Source organism: Lentzea sp. NBRC 105346, from assembly GCF_030269605.1.
Classification (GTDB): Bacteria; Actinomycetota; Actinomycetes; order Mycobacteriales; family Pseudonocardiaceae; genus Lentzea.
In genome coordinates, this window is the sequence record NZ_BSTQ01000013.1 from 55,396 (window position 1) to 73,234 (window position 17,839).

The following is a 17,839-nucleotide window of genomic DNA, read 5'->3' on the forward strand; positions in this document are numbered from 1 at the left end:
GTGGACAACTCGGTGGACAGCCTGTGGACGGTTGCGCACAGCTGGGTAGAAGGTGGGGACAACCTGGGGACAACCGTGATGGTTGTGCAAGGAAGTGCAGGTCAGCGCCTGTGTACAAGTTGTGGAAAAACAAGTGCGCAACAGCCTCGGCGTGTCGCGAAAAACCGCCTCTTCGGCGTGTCGCGTCGTGGATGTCGCGTTGACTTATCCACAGGCCGGCCGAAGTGAGACGCTACTCCAGACGAGCGAAAGCGCCACTCGATCAGCCCAGCCGACCGAGTGGCGCTTCCGAAACGGATTTACTCCGCGGCCGTCACCACGAGCGGCAGCGAAACGGTGACCTCCGGGTGCAGCCGGACGGTGACCGAGTGCTTGCCGGTCGTCTTGATGTGACCCGGCAGCTCGATGGCGCGCTTGTCCAGGACGAGACCGCCCGCGGACTTCTTGACGGCGGCCGCGATGTCCGAGGTGGTGACCGAACCGAACAGCTTGTTCGAGCCGGCCGCCGCCTTCGCGGTCAGCGTCACGCCACCAAGGCCCTCGAGCTTGGCCTTGATCTCCTTGGCGTGGTCCAGGTCGCGGACGCGGCGCGTGTCCTGCGCGCGCTGGATGACCTGGATCTGCTTCTGCGCACCCTTGGTCGCGACGATCGCGAGACCGCGGGGCAGCAGGTAGTTGCGGCCGTAGCCGTCCTTGACCTCGACGATGTCGCCGGGGGCGCCAAGGCCGGAAACGTCAGCGGTGAGGATGAGCTTCATCGCGGTGTCTCCTTTCCCTTAGCGAGCGGTCGAGGTGTAGGGCAGCAGGGCCATCTCACGGGCGTTCTTCACGGCGACAGCGACGTCGCGCTGGTGCTGCGAGCAGTTGCCGGTGACCCGACGGGCACGGATCTTGCCGCGGTCCGAGATGAACTTCCGGAGCAGCGTCGTGTCCTTGTAGTCGATCAGGTTCGCGCTCTTGTCCTTGCAGAAGGCGCAGACCTTCTTCTTGGGCTTGCGCACAGGCGGCTTGGCCATGTGTCTCTAACTCCTGAATAACGCGGTGAATGAAGTACTGGGTGACCGGTGCGGTCTAGAAGGGGGGCTCGTCGGCGAAGCCGCCACCCGAGCCGGCCGGCGGGGCGGAACCCCACGGGTCGTCGACGGGGGCGCTGCCACCACGAGACGGAGCGCCGCCGCCGAAGCCGCCGCCACCGCCGTCTCCACGGCTGACCTTGTTGACCTTCGCGGTCGCGTAGCGCAGCGAGGGGCCGATCTCGTCGACCTCCAGCTCCACGACAGTGCGCTTCTCGCCTTCCTTCGTCTCGAAGGAACGCTGGCGCAACCGTCCGGAGACGAGCACTCGCGAACCGCGGGTGAGCGACTCGGCCACGTTCTCGGCGACCTGCCGCCACACGTTGCACCGCAGGAACAGCGCTTCGCCGTCCTTCCACTCGCCGGACTGGCGGTCGAAGGTGCGGGGCGTGGAGGCCACCGTGAAGGAGGCCACCGCGGCACCGCTCTGGGTGAAGCGGAGTTCCGGGTCGGCGGTCAGGTTCCCGACCACCGTGATCGTCGTCTCACCAGCCATGATCTTGGGAGCTCCCCTGTTCGAGGTTCGTCAGGCCTTGACGGCCGACTTGGCGGGCTCGCGGCGCAGGACCTTCGTCCGGAGCACCGTCTCCTGCAGACCGAGCTGGCGGTCCAGTTCCTTCACCGCGTCCGGAGTCGAGGTCAGGTCGAGCACCGCGTAGATACCCTCGGTGTTCTTGTTGATCTCGAAGCTCAACCGGCGCTTGCCCCAGACGTCGACCTTCTCAACGTTGCCACCCGCGGTGCGGATGACGTTGAGGAACGTGTCGAGAGACGGCGCGATCGTGCGCTCGTCGAGACTGGGGTCGAGGATGACCATCACTTCGTAATGACGCATGAGGACCACTCACCTCCTGTGGACTCGCGGCCACGGGCTCTCCGTGGCAGGAGGGTCGTCGCGTCAGCAACCGGAGGAGCGTAGCAAGGTGGTGCGACCGGGTTTGATCCGGGTCGTCCGATTCGGGTCGGTCACGCCGGGGTGCGGCGCAACACCCAGGTCCGCACCAGCGCGCCCGTCACGCAGGACAGCATCAGCACCGCCAGCAGCACCGGCATGCCGACCCCGCCCACGCCGCGCAGTCGCGGCAACGCCTGCGCCTGGCCCGCGGTCTGCACCGGGTCGCCGTTGTAGCCCTGGTCGGCGCCCGCACGGGGCACGACCGAGCCGTACCGGACACCCGGCGACGGCGAGTAGACGCCCGGCAGCGCGAACGGCAATGAGCCGTAGCTGAACAGCGGCACGCGGCCGTAGTTGCTGCCCAGCGAGTACAGGCTGAACCCGGTGTTGCTCGCGGCCACGCCGCCGACCGGGGTCGCGCCGGTCTGGTTGCCCGGCGTCGTCCCCGGAGTGGTGCCGGGCTGCGTGCCCGGTGTGCCCGGAGTGGTGCCCGGCGGCGTCGTGGGTGGTGTCTGCCCGGTCCCCTGCTGCGAGGCGTCGGCGATCGCTTTGGACCCGTCCTGGATCGGCGCCGCGACCTGGTTGACGCCGGTGACAGCGACCCCGCACATGCTGGTCAGCGTGGACCGGACGGATCCTGCGAGCGTGCCGATGACCGGCCCGAGCAGCGGCATCGCCTGCAGCTGGGCGACGACCTGGTTCGCGATGGTCGCGCCGGAGATGGTCGTGGTCCCGGTCTGCACGGCGCCGATCGGGATGGGCGGCAGCGCGGTGAACGCCTGCTGGAACGGCGCGGCGAGCGGCGGGCCCAGCACGGGGATCGCGCGGATCAGGTCGGTGATCGGCTGCACGACGGCGGAAGGACTCAGAGATACGGGCTGACCAGGCGTTCCCTGCACGGACGTCGCGCAGCTGCCGACGACGATGGGTTCCGCTGCCACGGCCGTACCGGCACCGACCAAGCCCGATGCCAGAGTCACGAGCAACGCGGCGGTCGCGCTCGCAAGTCTCATGCCTTCCACCTTTCCTACTTACAAGTAACGACCGTAGGTCCAGGTGGTGACGCCGGTCTATGTCTTCTTTTGTCGATTAGGCCTATCGGCGGCGGTCGCAGCGGCGTTGCAGCCGACGACTACCCTCCTTCCCATGCGCATCGGGGCCCACGTCCGCGACAGCGACCCGGTCGACGCCGCGGCGGAACGCGGGGCCGAGGTCGTCCAGTTCTTCCTGTCCGACCCACAGGGCTGGAAGGCGCCGAAGCCGCACCCTCAGACCGAGGCGTTGCTGGCGTCCGACCTCACCGTGTTCATCCACGCTCCGTACATGATCAACATAGCGTCGCTGAACAACAAGATCCGCATCCCGTCCCGCAAGAACGTGCTGCAGCACGCGAAGGCGGCGAAGACGGTCGGCGCGCAGGGCCTGATCGTGCACGGCGGCCACGTCACCAAGGGCGAGGACCCGTCGGAGGGCTTCAAGAACTGGCGCAAGTTCTTCGAGCGGCAGATGGACGAGGGTGGCTTCGACGTCCCGATCCTGATCGAGAACACCGCGGGCGGCGACAACGCCATGGCGCGCAGCTTCGACGCGCTGGCCCGGCTGTGGGACGCGGTCGGCGAGTTCGGCGCGGGCTTCTGCCTCGACACGTGCCACGCGTTCGCGGCCGGTGAGGACCTGGTCGGCATCGTCGACCGGGTGAAAGCGATCACCGGCCGGATCGACCTCGTGCACCTCAACAGCTCGCGCGACGAGTTCGCGTCGTCACGTGACAGGCACGCCAACATCAGTACTGGCACGATCGACCCCGACCAGCTGGTGGCGGTCTGCGCCAGCGCCGAAGCCCCCGTCGTCGTGGAGACACCGGACGAGGGCCAGGCCGACGACATCGCGTTCCTGCGCGACCGGCTCGGCCGGTGAGACTTGTGCACGAGGTGGTGGCGGCCGTGGTTCCCGAGCAGCGTGATGCCGGGCGCCCGACGCGTCACTTCGGCCGGACGGCACTGGCGATCGTCGTCATGCTGTGCGGCCTCACCCTGCTGATCGGCTTCGCGAACAAGGACCGCTGCACCGGTCCGCAGTTCGACCAGTGGGGTCGCACGCAGCCGGACTACGACAAGCGCAACAAGGCCGAGGTCTGCTACTCCGACATCCAGCACCTGTGGATCGGCCGGGACATCGACCGGCACGTCTTCCCGTATGTCGACGGCGGCATCAACGACAAGGGTGTGCTGGTCGGCGGCTCGGTCGAGTACCCGGTGCTCACCGGTGTGCTGATCTGGATCGGCGCGCTGTTCGCGCACAACGACGCGGAGTTCCTCTTCTACAGCGCGATGCTGATGCTGCCGTTCGGGCTGGCGACCGGGTGGATGCTCGGCAAGCTCGGGCGCTGGCGCGCGCTGCTGTGGGCGATCGGGCCACCGCTCGTGCTGTACGCCTTCCACAACTGGGACCTGCCGGTCGTGTTCTGCTCGGTGGCCGCGGTCTACGTCGTGCACAGATGGAACCGGCCGCTGCACGAACGCACGATCGTCGCCTCGATCCTGCTCGCGCTCGGGTTCGCGTTCAAGATCTACTCGGGCATCTTCGTGCTGCCGCTGATGCTGTACGTGCTGACCGGCGGCCGCGACGGCCGGGAGTTGCCGGACGGCAAGAAGTACGACCCGCTCGGCGCGTGCCGGGTGGTCACCGCCGCGATCGCCACCGTGGTGCTGGTCAACCTGCCGTTCGCCGTCGCCGGCTACGACGGCTGGAAGGCGTCGTTCACGTTCCAGCAGCTGCGCCGGGTGGACATCACCACGAACTCGGTCTGGTACTGGGGCCTGCGGCCGTTCATGGACGACAACGAGATGCAGTCGCTGGTCGGACTGCTCTCCCCGGTCACGATCATCATCTCGTTCGCCGTCGCGTGCTGGATCGGCTGGCGGCGCTACCGAGCCGAGGGGACCTATCCCTGGATCCCGGTCTCGGGCGCGATGCTCTGCGGGTTCATGCTGCTGCACAAGGTCCACTCGCCGCAGTACACGCTGTGGCTGGTGCCGATGTTCGTGCTGCTGCGGGTGCCGCTGCGGTGGGCGTTCGCGTACTTCGTCGCGGACCTCGCGATGGGCATCGGCATCTTCCGCTGGTTCTACGCGATCGAGTTCGGCCAGCCGGCCGGGATCTACGACAGCTTCTCCGCGCAGGCCGTGATGATCGGAGTCTGGGGACGCGCCGCGCTGCTCGTCGCCCTGTTCGTGGCCTTCCTCAAGGCCCGCGACGTAGTTTCGGACGATGACGACGACCGCCGGGTACTCGGGAAAACCGCTGCACGTCAAACTCGGCGTCAAGCCGGGCTCCCGCGTGCTTCTGGTGAGTCCGCCTGACGGCTTCACCCTGGAGTGCCCGCACCACACGCGGGCGGGCCGCGACCCGTACGACGTGCTGCTCGTGTTCTGCCCGATGCTCGCCGACCTGCACCGGCAGTGGGACAAGTCCGTCGAACGGATCACCAAGGCGGGCGCGCTGTGGATCGCCTGGCCGAAGAAGTCGTCCGGGTTCGGCTCGGACCTCGACGAGAACCTGGTGCGTGAACACGCGCTCGCGCACGGGCTCGTCGACGTGAAGGTGTGTGCCGTCGACCAGACGTGGTCCGGGTTGAAGCTGGTCTGGCGGCTATCGAACCGTTAGCCCCCGTCCGGCCGATGTGTGACTTGGATCTACGGGGTCATCCTGGGTAGGTGCGCGCGATCGGCTGGCTGGCCGCGGGGGTGGCGTTGCTGCTTCCGCTCAGTGGCGCGTCCGTCGCACAACAACCCGAGGCGCCGCGCTGGGTGCCGACGTGGCACGCCGTGCCGAACGAGCCGGGATGGACGCCGAACCAGACCGTCCGCACCCTGGTGAAGATCACCGCGGGCGGCTCGTCCGTGCGCGTCCGGCTGTCGAACGCGCTGAACCCCCGGCCGCTGCGGGTCGACCATGTCACCGTGGCGCTGGGCAACGGCGGTGCAAACGGGCAGAACGGCTCGATGCGCGAGGTGCGGTTCCGCGGCGCGGGCGCGACCACGATCCGCGCGCGTGGCGCGGCCTACTCCGACCCGATCCCGCTCAACGTCGCCGACCACGAACTGCTGCTCGTCTCGACGTTCGTGCGCTCCTCGACGCCGTGTCACGCGCGAGCGCACCGCACGAACTACGCGGCGCCGGCCGGTGACCACACGACCGACCTCGCCGGCGCGGCGTTCACCGCGACGCACACGTCGGTCTGCCTGGTCGGCGGCGTGGACGTCGCCGGTACCGAGGCGCCGGGCACGGTCGTCGCGCTCGGCGACTCGATCACCGAGGGCGACTCGACCAACTGGCCGGGCTACCTGCGCACGTCCAGCGCGGTGCTGAACTCCGGCATCTCGGGCAACTGCGTGGTGCTGCATGGCGACGCGATGGTCACCCGGCTCTACCGCGACGCGTTGTTCAGCGCACAGGTGCGCACGGTCGTGTTCCTCGGCGGCATCAACGACATCCAGCAGGACGTGCGCGCCGAGGCGATCATCGCGGCCATCCGCACGATCCGGGCCCGCACACAGCTGGCCGGTGTCCGGTTGGTCATCGGCACGATCACGCCGTGGCGCGGCTGGCAGGCGTTCAACGACAAGCGCGAGGCACAGCGCCAGCTGGTCAACGAGTTCATTCGCACGGCCGGGATCTTCGACGGCGTCGTCGACTTCGACGAACTGCTGCGCGACCCGGCCGACCTGCTCAGACTGCGTCCGGAGTTCGACTCCGGTGACCACCTGCATCCGAATGACGCGGCTTACCGTGTGATGGCAGGCGCGGTCCCCGTTTGATCAGAACCCGGTCCGGCGCGTGCTCGAGCACGCCCGCGAGCGGGTCGGGCCCGGCCTGCCGCACGAGGTCGAGCTCGGGCCGGTAGATCTCCCGGATGATCAGCGCACACAGCGCGATGACGGCGGCGTCGCGGACGATCACCGCGCCGAGGAACCAGTCGATCGGCAGACCCTTGTTGTCGACGCCGAGGTAGAAGTACATCCGCGGCGCCCACACCAGCGCGTCCAGCGTCATCCACGCCAGCAGCGGCTTCCAGCGCGGAATGGCCAGCACCGCGAGCGGCACCAGCCACAGCGAGTACTGCGGGCTCCACACCTTGTTCGTCAGCAGGAACGCCGCCACGACCAGGAAGCTCAACTGGGCCAGCCGCGGCCGGGTCGGCGCGGCCAACGCGACGTACCCGATGCCGACGCAGCACAGGATGAACAGCACCGCACTGACCGTGTTCAGCACCTCGGGCGCCTGACCCTGTTGCAGACCCGGATCGAAGCCGGCCCATCCGGTGAACTGACTGACCACGTTGTACAGCGAGTCCGGGTCCACCCCGCGCTCGGTGTTGAGCCGGAAGAACTCCCGCCAACCCGTGTGGGTGTCCGGGTGCAGCGCGATCGGCAGGTTCACCGCGAGCCACGCGAGCACCGCCGACACCGTCGTCGTGAGCCCGGCGCGCATCCGGTTGGACCGCAGGCACAGCAACAACAACGGTCCGAGCAGGAACAACGGGTACAGCTTCGCCGCACCGCCGATCCCCAGCAGCACACCGGCCAGCGCGGGTTTCCGCCGCGCCCACGCCAGCAACCCACCCGCGGCGCACGCCGTCGCGAGCGCGTCGAAGTTCGTGAACGCGTGCACGACCACCAGCGGCGAGATCGCCACCAGCGCCGCGTCCCACACGCGTGCCCTGGCACTGCGTGCCACCGCCCACACCGTCGCCAGCCACGCCAGCGCGAGCCAGAAGGCGGTGACGTTGAAGAACACGATCACTGTCATCGGCAGGCCCGGCACGAGCGCCACGAGTCCCTGCGCCACGCGGGCGTTGAGCCACTGGAACAGGCCCGTGAGCACCGGGTACTCCATGTACCGGACGTGCTCGGTCGGCTTGCCCTCGTCGTCCTTCCAGGACGTCTTGTACGGGAACGACCCCGGCTGGTCGAGCCGCTCGGCCGTGTACAGCGGGACCGTGTCCGAGTAGCACATCGCGGTGAACTGCCTGCTGCCCCGCCAGTCCAGCTGCACCACGCCGTTCTCGTCGACGTACTGCTGGATGCACGGCGACTTCTGCAGCCACCCCAGCGCCAGCGTCAGCACCGCCAGCAGCAGCACCACCCGCAGCGGCGACCAGAACCAGTGCCTGCCGACCTGCGCGTGCCTGCCGAGCGGTCCGCCGAACGGCCGGCTGGCGTGCCGGGCGATCGACTCGGTCCACGTCGGCGGGATCCGTTCCTCGGGAGTGAGGGAGTCGACGTCGTCGGCGGGCAACTCGGCAGGGCTGCTGGGCACGTCGCGGATGCTAACGCCGATCACGTGGTCGCGCGGTCAAACGACGAGGGCGGCACCACCGAGCCCGGTGCTGCCGCCCCCGCGGGTCAGGTACCGCTCACCACCCGCTGGTGATGTGGAACCCCTCGACGTGGTCTTCGAACTTCCAGCCGAAGTACTCGCCGACCGATGCGACGTTGCCGTTCCAGAACTGGATGTCCGCGTCGGCGTTGTGCCACATCGAACCCTCGCGGCACTCGCCGTGCACCTGCCACGACGAGATCCGGTGGTTCCACCAGGTGATCTCCTGGGTGAGGTCCACCGAGTACCCGCTCCGGTCACAGGTGCCGTAGTAGCCGACCCACGTGTACGAACCCCGGCCGGTGTCGAAGTGGCCGTTGTCGTACCAGGTCATCAACGGCGTGCCCGCGGCCGCGGCGGCCTTGAGCTCGGGCGCGTCCGCCGTCGCGGCGCACGTGACCTCCGGCGCCTGTCCCTTGCCGATCAGCCCGACACAGTGCTGCTCGCGCGTCGGTGCGGCCTGCGCCGGCGTGGTGAATCCGGACAGCAGCAAGCCCGCGGCCACGGCCGCGAAGAGAGTCCTTCTCATTGGTATCCCCCAGATAAGAGTTGTACGGCAGGTGCGGCACCACCGAGCCAAGTGATGCCGCCCCTTCGATCATTCAGAAATCACGTGCCTTGCTGTGCGATGTTCCAGTCCAATGACACCTCCTGGGGCTTGCACCCCGGCTGTGTGTCCTGGATGCCATAGGTGTCGATCACCTGCACATTCGCGTTTTCGTCCTTGGAACAATTCGGGAGGCCAAGGGCCAGGGATCCTCCCGTATGGCTGTTCATCAGGCTCACGATCCAGCGTGGGTGCGGATTCTCGTTCCCGGTGAAGCCGTACGTGGTCTCCCACAGCTCGGCGGTGGTGTTGTCGTCCGTGGTGCAACCGCCCATGCTCACGGACGGGAACGCGATCAGGTTCATGCATAGACCGCTGACCCGGTTGACGATCCGGTAGGTGTAGTAATTGATCGTTTGACCACCGCCAGGGGATGGGGCCCGTTTGACTCGGACCAGGCGGAACTCCCAGTTGTCCCCGAACTGGTTGGTGCACGACTTCTGGACCGCGTAGACCTTGCCGCTCGCTCCCGGCTCGCTCTGCGCCACGCACCGGTTGCTGTTCACATTGATGATCTTGGCGATTCGCTCGCCGCCCCAGTTACCCGTGTCGGGTACGAATGCGACCGCGTCGAAAGCGATCTCCTTCTCGTTGGCGTTCGCGTTCCAGTTGCTCACCGAGACCTTCGGTTTGTCGCTGAACTTGAACGTGCCGAGATCCAGCCAGCTGGTCGGCAGGGAGGATTCGTGCGGGTGCGGTGCGGTGACCTGAATGGGGCCATTCGCGGTGTACACCGTGTAGACCAGCGGATCCAGGTTCGGGTTGGTCCGCTTGGGCCGGAACACCCATACCTGGACCGGGGTGTCCAGTTTGCGTCCCAGTTCCCAGGTGGCCTTCATCCTCAGCTTGCGGCCCAGTTCGTCGTCACCGTAGGCGTGCGTGAACCAGAAATGTCCGCCATAGCCACTGGTGGCCTGGTGCAGATCCATGCGCGCCGGTTCCTTGCCGGACGCGTCCTTGCTGAACTCGATGTTGAACTTGCCGTCGCGGTCCAGGTTCAACCGGCGGCACGTCGGGTGCGGCTGCCTGGTGTCGTCGAAGGCGGGAGGCGTGACGGCGTCGACGTCGTCGACCACCAGCGCATCACCCGGCAGGCCCGAGCTCTCGCACTCCGGCCGGGAGCTGATGCCGTCGTCGGGCTCCTTCGAGACCTCCGGGTAGTAGCGGAAGCTCTCGTTGCCGCAGGTCTGCTCGCAGTCCGGCTTCCACACCGCCGGACCGTGCCACCAGCACTTCAGGTCATACTGGCCCGCGGCGTTCGTGTGTCCGCACGGGCCGGCGGGCTCACCGACCACCTCGGGTGCGTTCGGCATGTAGCGCTTGGTCTTGTCGCACTGGTTCTGGTCGGGCTTGCAGAAGGTGTCGATCTCCGGCTTCACGCGCTTCTTGTTGTACCAAGCCGAATCCGGATTCGTGTCGGGCAGTTTGTCGTCGCCGTTCCACGACGCGTTGTTGAAGAACGGCACCTCCTTGGTCGCGTCCTCGAAGGCCGACGGCGGGTTGGCGGCGAAGCCCATCACCTTCTCGGGGTAGGGCCAGTCCTGCGGGTGCGCGAAGTCGTACGGGACGCGCCCGAACTCGTGCCGGTCCGCCGGGTACCGCATGTTGGCGGGGTTGTTGCCCCAGCCGAGTCCGTAGGCGCCGTTCGATCCGGCCTCACCGGGCGGGTGGAAGCCGGAGTTGTAGGCCCAGACGGCGCCGAACCAGTTCTCCAGCCGCCCCACGTCGTTGTTGTTGATCCGGACACCCGCGTCCTGCAGCTGGTTCCACTTCTCCTGCAGGATCTGCAGACCGGCCGCGACGTTCGCCGCGTAGTCCGTGGCGATCATGACCTGGGCACCCCACGGCTTGGCGCGCTCGCCCGGTCGTTCCCGGCCGGCGAGCCGCATGCCGTCCGTCGTCTGGGAGACGCCGTAGCCGCAGTCGGCCTTGGAGAAGTCGATGTTCCAGTCGTCGGCCTCGGTGTTGTTGTAGATGTCGTTGCCGTAGAAGTTGCCGATCAACGGGTTGGCGTACTCACCGGGCAGGACGAGCTTGCTGGCCTGCCAGAGGTTCGACTCCTGCCCGAGGATGCCGAGCAGCACCTGCACCGGAACGGTGTCGGTGGCGTTCTTCATCGGAACCGGGGGGAACATCCCCGCTTCCTGGATCTTGTAGTCGAACGGCAGGCCGTTGTTGTGCCAGCCTGCTGGGCGCTGCGTCATGAGCCCGCCCTTGACCGCCCAGTTGGCGGCCCATTCGACCTGCTTGGGTTTGGGCTGGTAGATCTGCTTGCCCAGGTCGTTGCGCTTGATCGCGCAGGTGGCGGCGGAGTCGCTCATGTCCTGGTTGGCGGTGGCCTGCAGGTCCGACTGTGCGCTCATGCCGCGCTGAGCCGGCTCGCTCGCGGGCTTCGCCGCGGCCGTCGCCGGATCCACGGTGAAGCCGACGTCCTTGCCGGTCTTGGTGCTCTTGGCCTTGATGTGCACCTTCTCGGCCTTGCCGGGCGTCTTCGAGAACACGCCCGGCGTGCCGCCGTCGGCCCGAGCCACCTCGGTCACCACAGCCTCGCCACGCAGCGACAGCTGGGCACCAGCGGGCACGTCCATCCTGCTGACGCTCGCGGGCAGCTTCTCGACCTTGTCGGGCCTGCCGGTGATGACCACCTTGCCGCCGAGCAGGTGCGCGGTCTTGACCTCGCCGGACTTACCCGCGGCCAGGGTGGTGGCCGTGGTCTCCTTGTCGGCATTGGCGGCGACCCGCCGCACGTTGATCGTCTTGTCGTCACCGTCGAGGTACACCACGCCGTGGTCGGCGTCGGGCTTCAGCTCGAACGCCCACCCGGTGGTCTTGGCGATCTTGGTGCGCTTGCCATCGTCCGCGATGCGCTGCACGGACGTGCCGGCGACCGCGACGATGCCCTCGCGAGTCGGCACGGCCGAGGTCACCTGACCGTCCAGCTCGATCCGCTTGCTCAGCGTGCCGGTGGCGGTGTCGAGCTTGATCAGACCCGTCTTGCCCTTGTCCTCGGTCGCGTCCTGGGTGAGGACGGCCGTCTCGTCCAGACCACAGCCGGGGTTGAAGTACGCCAGCGTGGTGCGCACCGGCAGCTTCTTCACCGCGCCGGTGGTGAGATCGACGGTCGCGGTGAACCCACCGCGTGCCATCAACGCTTCCTTGTTCGTGTACGTACGCGGCGCGTACACGACGACCAGCCGGTCACCGGAACCCGTCACGCAGGCGTTGCCGATCCACAGATCGGCCTCCACCGCCGGATGGTTGAGCGTCGCGATCGTCTTCCACGCGTAACCGGACTTCGCCTCCGCGACCATGACATGGAAGCCCGTCTGGTCACCCATCGTGGTCCACAGCCTGTCCTTGGACTGCTGCCAGTCCTTGCCCAGCACCTCGGCCCGCTTCTGCGGCATCACCGACGGCGGGTCGACCGGCTTGGCCTTCTCCGCCTGGATGTTCGGCGCCGGGTCGGGTGCCGCGATCGCGGTGGTCCCCGACACGAATATCAGCGCTGCCGTGCACAACGCTATGCGCCCGAATCTTCTCCGAGCACGTTTCATCAATACCCCCAGGTTATTGATTTGTTCAGCGTCGGCGTTTCCTCGCACGCCGACGACACCGGCCACGACCGCGAGGGACCGCGCCGGAGATCAGTAGCCACTCCACCCGTTCCGTGGCGGATGTGCGGCAAGGGCTTCGCGAGGTTCGTCATGCCGAACCCGTATCGCAGATGCCGTCTGGCGGGCCCTTGCTGTCATCGGTCGGCGTGAGCGCACGTGAGATGGGCTCGACCGGCGGTCAGGTCACGCGGTCGTCAATAGCTCCGGTGGATGCGTGTGCCGGATGAGTTCGATCATCAACTTGCCCCCAGTGCTCAGCCGGTCGTCCCCCAGTGGCCGACAGGCTTCCCGAAGCGGTAGCTAACAGGTCGTTTTCGCCCACGTCAACATGTTGATCGGAAGGGGCGGAACGACTCGCGCCGGTCTGGTCAGCTCACGACTCGCCGGTGCTATGGATCCTCGGCGTCTCGAGCCGAAGTGATCGCTACTGATTGGCAAAGTTGCCGCATCGGCGTGCGGCTGGCGACAATGCGATAGGAACTCCCTTTCGGTAGTGCCGACACAGTGTTTGTCACCGCTACGGCGTCATCGACGTGACGTGATCCAGAACGCCTCGACGGAATCGTTCCAGTCGGTGTAGGGGCTGTGGTCGTTTATGAAATAGACGTCGCCGTCGATACGAATGGATGGTCCTCGCAGGTCGTACGGACGGTCGTAGGCGAAAGTTACCCAGCAATCGCCGTGCACCTTCCATGACGAGATGCGGTTTCTCCATGCCGGGAAGTTGTTGTCGTCGAAGTTGATCCGATAACCGGACTGATCACATGTCCCCGCATAGCCGTACCAGGTCACCGAGCCGTTTCCGGAGTCCCAGTGCCAGTTGTCATACCAGGTCATCAGCGGTGTTGCGGCAGCGGTCGCTGCCTTCAGCTTTGGTGAATCGGCATTGGTGTCACAGGTGGTTCTTACGGTCGCATTTGCTTGTATCACAGCCACGCACTGGTTCGCTTCGGCGGCGTGTATCGGAGGTGTGACATTCAATGCCAACAAGATCGATATTGCAAAAATAAATCTTCTCATCGCTTTCCTCTCATACTCCTTCGTCGCACGCCGAGGAGCGCAGCCGTTGCGGCGGCGAGTATCAATCCCGCGCTCATCAGCCATGGCAGGACGCTTGCTCGCTTTGTTGATGTTTCTGTCAATGCTTTGACGGGGTTCACGACGCCAAACCCGTACTGCGGATCCCGGCCGGCGGGGCCCTTGTCGTCGGCCGTCGACGTGAGCGTTTCGACCACTTCGGACACGGTGAGATTCGGGTGTTTCGCCCGGACGAGCGCCGCGACGCCCGACACGACCGCCGCGGCGAAGCTCGTCCCTGAACCACTCGACGGCGTGACCTCGACGCCGGGCGCGGCGAGTGCCACCTCGGGCCCCTCGACGCTGATGTCGGGCCGGAACTCTCCGGTCCGGTCGACCGCCGAGACGGCGAGCACGCCGGATCCGTTCGCGGGTGCGGTGACACCCTCGTCCGTTCCGGCGTTACCCGCTGCAGCCACCACGACCACGTCGTGTTCGGCCGCGTAGCGCAGACCTTCGTCGTACTGCCCGGTCGCCGAACTGCCGAGCGACAGGTTGACTACGCGGGCACCGTGGTCCACCGCCCATCGGATGGCGGCGTTGGCCTCAACGCTGTTGCCGTTGAGCTTGACCGGAAGGATCTTCGCCTCCGGTGCGACGGTGACGACGAGCTCGGCCACGTCCGTGCCGTGACCGCGCTCGTCGCGCGTCCCGGTGCCGAGCTCGGGGAACTCGGCACCGGGCAGGACCGCGCCGGCGAGCGCGGGGCGGTCCGCGTTCACGCCCGTGTCGACGATCCCGACGACCACCCCGCTGCCGCGAGACAGCTCATGGGCGTGTTCCAGACCGAGCTGTTCGATCGGGAACGGCGAACCGATGAGCATGGTCAGTACGACGAGGAAGCGCAATGCTCTACAGATCCCATCTTGCGTACGGATCGGGCTGGCCTTCTGGACTGTCGGTGCGCAACACCAGCGGTGTTTCGTCCTCGGTTCGATTGTCTAGGACGGAAAGTGTGTAGTAGGGCGGTGATGAGTACAGGGGGACCGATTCGAATGGGCGTTCACTCAGTGGGCCGGAATTGAGCCATTTCGTTTTGTCGGCGCAACCGCGCAGCTCGGTCGGGGCGTTATTCACCAAGGAATCGTTCTTGACAGCAATGCAACTGCCTGTTGCGCGGTGGATCAGATAGAACTCCGTCCAGCTGACGGGCTGTGTTCCGACCTTCTTGATGATCCAGTCGTCGCTGAAGTTGTTGAGACAGGTCGTCTGCACAACTTGAACGCCCGAGCTGCCGTTGCTTGCCGGGTAGACACATTTCCCTGTCTGGTCGTTGACAATCCTCGTCACTCGCCAGGTGGGATCGGGGTCCACCGGATGGTATTGGGTCACCGGATTGAAGGCAATGGCATCGAATGCGACCAACTGGTTCGAGATGCCGTTCGGTGTGATCGAGCTCAGGCTGACCTTCGGCGCGTTGTTGAAGGCGAAGGTGCCCAGATTGAGCCACCCGTTGCGGACCTTCGTTTGGTCGGCTTCGACCTCCTGCACGCCCTGCTCGGTCTCGATCTTGTAGATGGCTCTGGTCGCCTTGTTCGAACCATGCGCGGGAATGTATGCGAGCACCTGCGCTCTGGTGCGCAACTTCTGGTTGAGCTGCCACTCCGCGCGGACGGACGACTTGGCGTCCCAGGTTCCCTCGGCCCTTGTCGTCGTTAGCCAGAAGTGCCCACCGGCGCCGCTGCCGATCTGGTGCAGGTCGACCCAAGCCGCTGGTTTGCCGTCCGTCGGGAACGTCATGGTTCCGGAGGTGGCCAATGGCAAGCACCCGCGCCACGAGTCCGCCCAGTAGTCCACGACCAGCGCACTGCTCGGGCTGGGAAGCCCACGAGGCCGATTCTGGGGGTCCGAGCAGTCCGACGGGAAGCTGTTGCCGTTCGCGGGTTCCGCCGCGTATGCGGGATAGTCGTAGCGGATGAACTGGTAGCCGCAGGTTTCCGCGCAGTTGTCCGGCTTCCATTTGGTCGACGTGTGCCACCAGCACCGCAGATCGTATTGACCGACCGCGTTCTTGTGCGCACAAGGCCCCGTGTCGGCCGCCGGGTCGTCGTCGACCTCGGGGTCGTTGGGCGTGTACCGGGCACCAGGCTCGCAGTTGTTGTCGTTGGTGCAGAACGTGAACACGCCGGGCTTCACGTTCCGGCGGTTGTAAGCGCCGGTGCCGGGCGTCGACGCCGAGCCGTCACCGCCGTTCCACAACGCAGGGCGGAAGAACGGCACCTCGGTGTTCTCGTCTTCCAACCCCCACGGTGTGTTGGCGGCGAAACCCATGACCTTCTCCGGGTACGGCCACAACTGCGGCCTCGCGAAGTCCCTGGGGTCTTCCCCGAACGAGCCTCGATCGGGGTTGTACCGCGGGTTGGCCGGATTGTTGCCCCAGCCGAGGCCGTATGCGCCGTTGGCGTTCTGCTCGCCCGGCCGGTGGTAGCCCGAGTTGTACGCCCATGCGGCGAAGAACCAGTTCTCGATGTTGGCCGGGTCGCCGTCGTGCAGCTTGACTCCCGCCGCCTGAAGTTCGTTCCACTTGGTGGTCAGCAACTGCAGACCCGCGGCGACGTTCGCCGCGTAGTCCGTGGCGATCGCCACCTGGCGGGTGCGGTCCAGCGCGACCTCGTTCTCGCGTTCGCTGCCGGCCTTCCGCATGCCGTCGGTCATTTGGGTGACGCCATAGCCACAGTCGGCCTTGGCGAAGTTGATGTCCCAGTCGTTGGAGATGTCGTCGTCGTACTGCTCGAGACCGTAGTAGTTACCGATCAACGGGTTACCGGTCTCACCGGGCAGCGTGTATTTGCTCGCCTGCCACATGTTCGACTCTTGGCCGATGATGCCGAGCATGACCTGGGCTGGCACATGTCCCCCACCCTGCAGTTGCGCACGCGGGAACAGTTCCTGAGGTTTGTAGCCCACGGACAGGCCGTTGCCCCGCCAGCCGGCGGGTCGCTGGTTGAACAGGTAGCCATAGATGGCCATGTCGACAGCCCACTCGACCTGCTTCGGTTTCGGCTGCAGGACTTGGATGGCCGGATCGTTCCGTGGAACGGCGCATGTGTAGCCGGGCTCCACCTCACGCGGCTTGAGCGCCTCCACGGCGTTGACCGTGAACCCGAGGTCGCGCCCCGTCCGGAGACTCTTCGCCTTGATGTGCCACGCCTGCGGTTCGGCCTTCGTCGGCGAACCGGTGGGACGCAGCTCCGTGATGGCGGCCTCACCCTTGGTGGACATCAGCGCGTTGATCGGCAGATCGACCTTCTTCACCGACTGTGGAAGACCATTGACCTGTTCCGGTTCTCCGGTGATGAACACCTTGCCCGCGGTGCCCGGTGTGACGCCGAGCTTGCCCTGCTTGCCGGTGGCGAGCGTGGTGACGGGACGATCGACACCCGTGGCCCGCTGCACACTCACGGATCCGTTTTCCCGTGCGATGTAGACCACGCCACCTTCGGCGTCCGGCGCCAGGTGTGACGGCGTGCCCTTCGTCCGGGCGAGCCGCTCCTTCTTGCCGTCGCGGGAAACCTTCAGAACGCCCGTGCCGCCGGCCACCGCGAAGCTTTCGCCGAGTGGCACCGCGGAGGTCAGCTGGCCGTCGAGCTCGGTGCGCTGGCTGAGTCTGCCGGTGCCGGCGTCGACCGTCATCAGTCCGGTCTTGCCGAGATCCTCCTCGCCACCCTGGGTGAGCGCGACGATCTCTCCGATTCCGCAACCGGGGTTGAAGTACGCCAATGACGTGGTCACCGGAAGTCGCTGCACGGCACCGGTGCCGAGGTCGACGACCGCCGTGAAGCCACCGCGCGAGAAGAGCTGTTCCTTGTTGGTGAACGTACGCGGCGCATAGACCACAACAGCCTTGTTGCCCGACCCGGTGACACACGCGTTGCCGATCCACTTGTCGGTCTCGACTCCGGGATGGTTGAGCGTTGCGACGGTGCGCCAGGAGTATCCGGTCTTGGCCTCGGCGACCAGGACGTGCAGACCGGTGGCATCACCGGACGTCGTCCACAGCCGGTCAGCTGAGGTCTGCCACCGGAGGCCGAGCAGCTCCTGACGCTTCTCAGCATTGATCACCGGTGGCTCGACTGGTGGCGCGACGGGTTTGTGCTGCGTCGCGTCACCCTTCAGCGGTGGTTGGACAGGTGTCGGTTTGGCCGATGCATCCGGTGCAGGCAATGCCAGCAGCATCGCGACGGCACACAGC

At 66.5% G+C, this 17,839-nt stretch carries 15 protein-coding genes; 4 read left to right on the forward strand and 11 right to left on the reverse strand.

Annotation, left to right across the window (positions count from 1 at the left end; translation table 11 throughout):
• Nucleotides 1-299: 299 nt before the first annotated feature.
• The 5 genes from rplI to QSK35_RS26060 all read right to left on the reverse strand — a co-directional run bounded on the left by rplI (nt 300) and on the right by QSK35_RS26060 (nt 2,981).
• Entirely contained in the window at nt 300-758 is a 459-nt protein-coding gene (rplI, locus tag QSK35_RS26040; RefSeq protein ID WP_285750128.1) for a 50S ribosomal protein L9, read from the reverse strand.
• An 18-nt stretch (nt 759-776) separates the two neighbouring features.
• The gene (gene rpsR / locus QSK35_RS26045) at nt 777-1,016 is read right to left on the reverse strand and encodes a 30S ribosomal protein S18 (protein WP_030465683.1); all 240 of its coding nucleotides are present in this window, start codon (nt 1,014-1,016) and stop codon (nt 777-779) included.
• A 55-nt stretch (nt 1,017-1,071) separates the two neighbouring features.
• The gene (locus QSK35_RS26050; RefSeq protein WP_285750129.1) at nt 1,072-1,569 is read right to left on the reverse strand and encodes a single-stranded DNA-binding protein; all 498 of its coding nucleotides are present in this window, start codon (nt 1,567-1,569) and stop codon (nt 1,072-1,074) included.
• Nucleotides 1,570-1,599: 30 nt separating this feature from the next.
• Nucleotides 1,600-1,908 carry a 30S ribosomal protein S6 gene (gene rpsF, locus QSK35_RS26055; RefSeq protein ID WP_285750130.1) on the reverse strand — a complete coding sequence of 103 codons (309 nt, stop codon included), beginning with the start codon at nt 1,906-1,908 and terminating at the stop codon, nt 1,600-1,602.
• A 131-nt stretch (nt 1,909-2,039) separates the two neighbouring features.
• Complete coding sequence (locus tag QSK35_RS26060; RefSeq protein ID WP_285750131.1) at nt 2,040-2,981, reverse strand: hypothetical protein; 942 nt, start codon at nt 2,979-2,981, stop codon at nt 2,040-2,042.
• A gap of 133 nt (nt 2,982-3,114) precedes the next feature.
• Between QSK35_RS26060 and QSK35_RS26065 the strand changes: the two genes are divergently transcribed.
• Genes QSK35_RS26065 through QSK35_RS26080 form a run of 4 tightly spaced genes read left to right on the forward strand, consistent with a single transcriptional unit; the run spans nt 3,115 to nt 6,788 of the window.
• On the forward strand, nt 3,115-3,885 hold the full coding sequence (locus tag QSK35_RS26065) for a deoxyribonuclease IV (protein WP_285750134.1): 771 nt from the start codon (nt 3,115-3,117) through the stop codon (nt 3,883-3,885).
• Nucleotides 3,882-5,330 (forward strand): glycosyltransferase family 87 protein, encoded by a 1,449-nt coding sequence (locus QSK35_RS26070; RefSeq protein WP_285750135.1) that lies wholly within the window; start codon nt 3,882-3,884, stop codon nt 5,328-5,330. The genes QSK35_RS26065 and QSK35_RS26070 overlap by 4 nt, the downstream gene beginning before the upstream one ends.
• Entirely contained in the window at nt 5,317-5,634 is a 318-nt protein-coding gene (locus QSK35_RS26075) for a DUF3052 domain-containing protein (RefSeq protein WP_285750136.1), read from the forward strand. Before QSK35_RS26070 ends, QSK35_RS26075 begins: the two co-directional genes overlap by 14 nt.
• Before the next feature lie 50 nt (nt 5,635-5,684).
• A complete protein-coding gene (locus QSK35_RS26080; RefSeq protein WP_285750137.1) occupies nt 5,685-6,788 on the forward strand; it encodes a GDSL-type esterase/lipase family protein in 1,104 nt (367 codons plus the stop codon).
• Here the strand turns inward: QSK35_RS26080 and QSK35_RS26085 are convergent.
• The 6 genes from QSK35_RS26085 to QSK35_RS26110 form a co-directional block, all read right to left on the reverse strand.
• A complete protein-coding gene (locus tag QSK35_RS26085; RefSeq protein ID WP_285750138.1) occupies nt 6,700-8,289 on the reverse strand; it encodes a glycosyltransferase family 87 protein in 1,590 nt (529 codons plus the stop codon). The two genes, QSK35_RS26080 and QSK35_RS26085, sit on opposite strands and share 89 nt — an antisense overlap.
• 97 nt (nt 8,290-8,386) lie before the next feature.
• Complete coding sequence (locus tag QSK35_RS26090) at nt 8,387-8,878, reverse strand: hypothetical protein (protein WP_285750139.1); 492 nt, start codon at nt 8,876-8,878, stop codon at nt 8,387-8,389.
• 80 nt (nt 8,879-8,958) lie between these two features.
• Nucleotides 8,959-12,450 (reverse strand): RICIN domain-containing protein, encoded by a 3,492-nt coding sequence (locus QSK35_RS26095; RefSeq protein ID WP_285750140.1) that lies wholly within the window; start codon nt 12,448-12,450, stop codon nt 8,959-8,961.
• A gap of 645 nt (nt 12,451-13,095) precedes the next feature.
• Nucleotides 13,096-13,590: a hypothetical protein gene (locus tag QSK35_RS26100; protein WP_285750141.1), complete on the reverse strand. Its 495-nt coding sequence runs from the start codon at nt 13,588-13,590 to the stop codon at nt 13,096-13,098.
• Nucleotides 13,587-14,495 (reverse strand): S8 family serine peptidase, encoded by a 909-nt coding sequence (locus tag QSK35_RS26105; protein WP_285750142.1) that lies wholly within the window; start codon nt 14,493-14,495, stop codon nt 13,587-13,589. The genes QSK35_RS26100 and QSK35_RS26105 overlap by 4 nt, the downstream gene beginning before the upstream one ends.
• Nucleotides 14,496-14,499: 4 nt before the next feature.
• Complete coding sequence (locus QSK35_RS26110) at nt 14,500-17,484, reverse strand: golvesin C-terminal-like domain-containing protein (protein ID WP_285750143.1); 2,985 nt, start codon at nt 17,482-17,484, stop codon at nt 14,500-14,502.
• Nucleotides 17,485-17,839 lie beyond the last annotated feature (355 nt).

What these genes read in the sequence shown, in the direction of transcription:
- rplI (WP_285750128.1), bottom strand. Translation starts at nt 758, where the DNA reads ATGAAGCTCATCCTCACCGCTGACGTTTCCGGCCTTGGCGCCCCCGGC.
- rpsR (WP_030465683.1), bottom strand. Translation starts at nt 1,016, where the DNA reads ATGGCCAAGCCGCCTGTGCGCAAGCCCAAGAAGAAGGTCTGCGCCTTC.
- QSK35_RS26050 (WP_285750129.1), bottom strand. Translation starts at nt 1,569, where the DNA reads ATGGCTGGTGAGACGACGATCACGGTGGTCGGGAACCTGACCGCCGAC.
- rpsF (WP_285750130.1), bottom strand. Translation starts at nt 1,908, where the DNA reads ATGCGTCATTACGAAGTGATGGTCATCCTCGACCCCAGTCTCGACGAG.
- QSK35_RS26060 (WP_285750131.1), bottom strand. Translation starts at nt 2,981, where the DNA reads ATGAGACTTGCGAGCGCGACCGCCGCGTTGCTCGTGACTCTGGCATCG.
- QSK35_RS26065 (WP_285750134.1), top strand. Translation starts at nt 3,115, where the DNA reads ATGCGCATCGGGGCCCACGTCCGCGACAGCGACCCGGTCGACGCCGCG.
- QSK35_RS26090 (WP_285750139.1), bottom strand. Translation starts at nt 8,878, where the DNA reads ATGAGAAGGACTCTCTTCGCGGCCGTGGCCGCGGGCTTGCTGCTGTCC.
- QSK35_RS26100 (WP_285750141.1), bottom strand. Translation starts at nt 13,590, where the DNA reads ATGAGAAGATTTATTTTTGCAATATCGATCTTGTTGGCATTGAATGTC.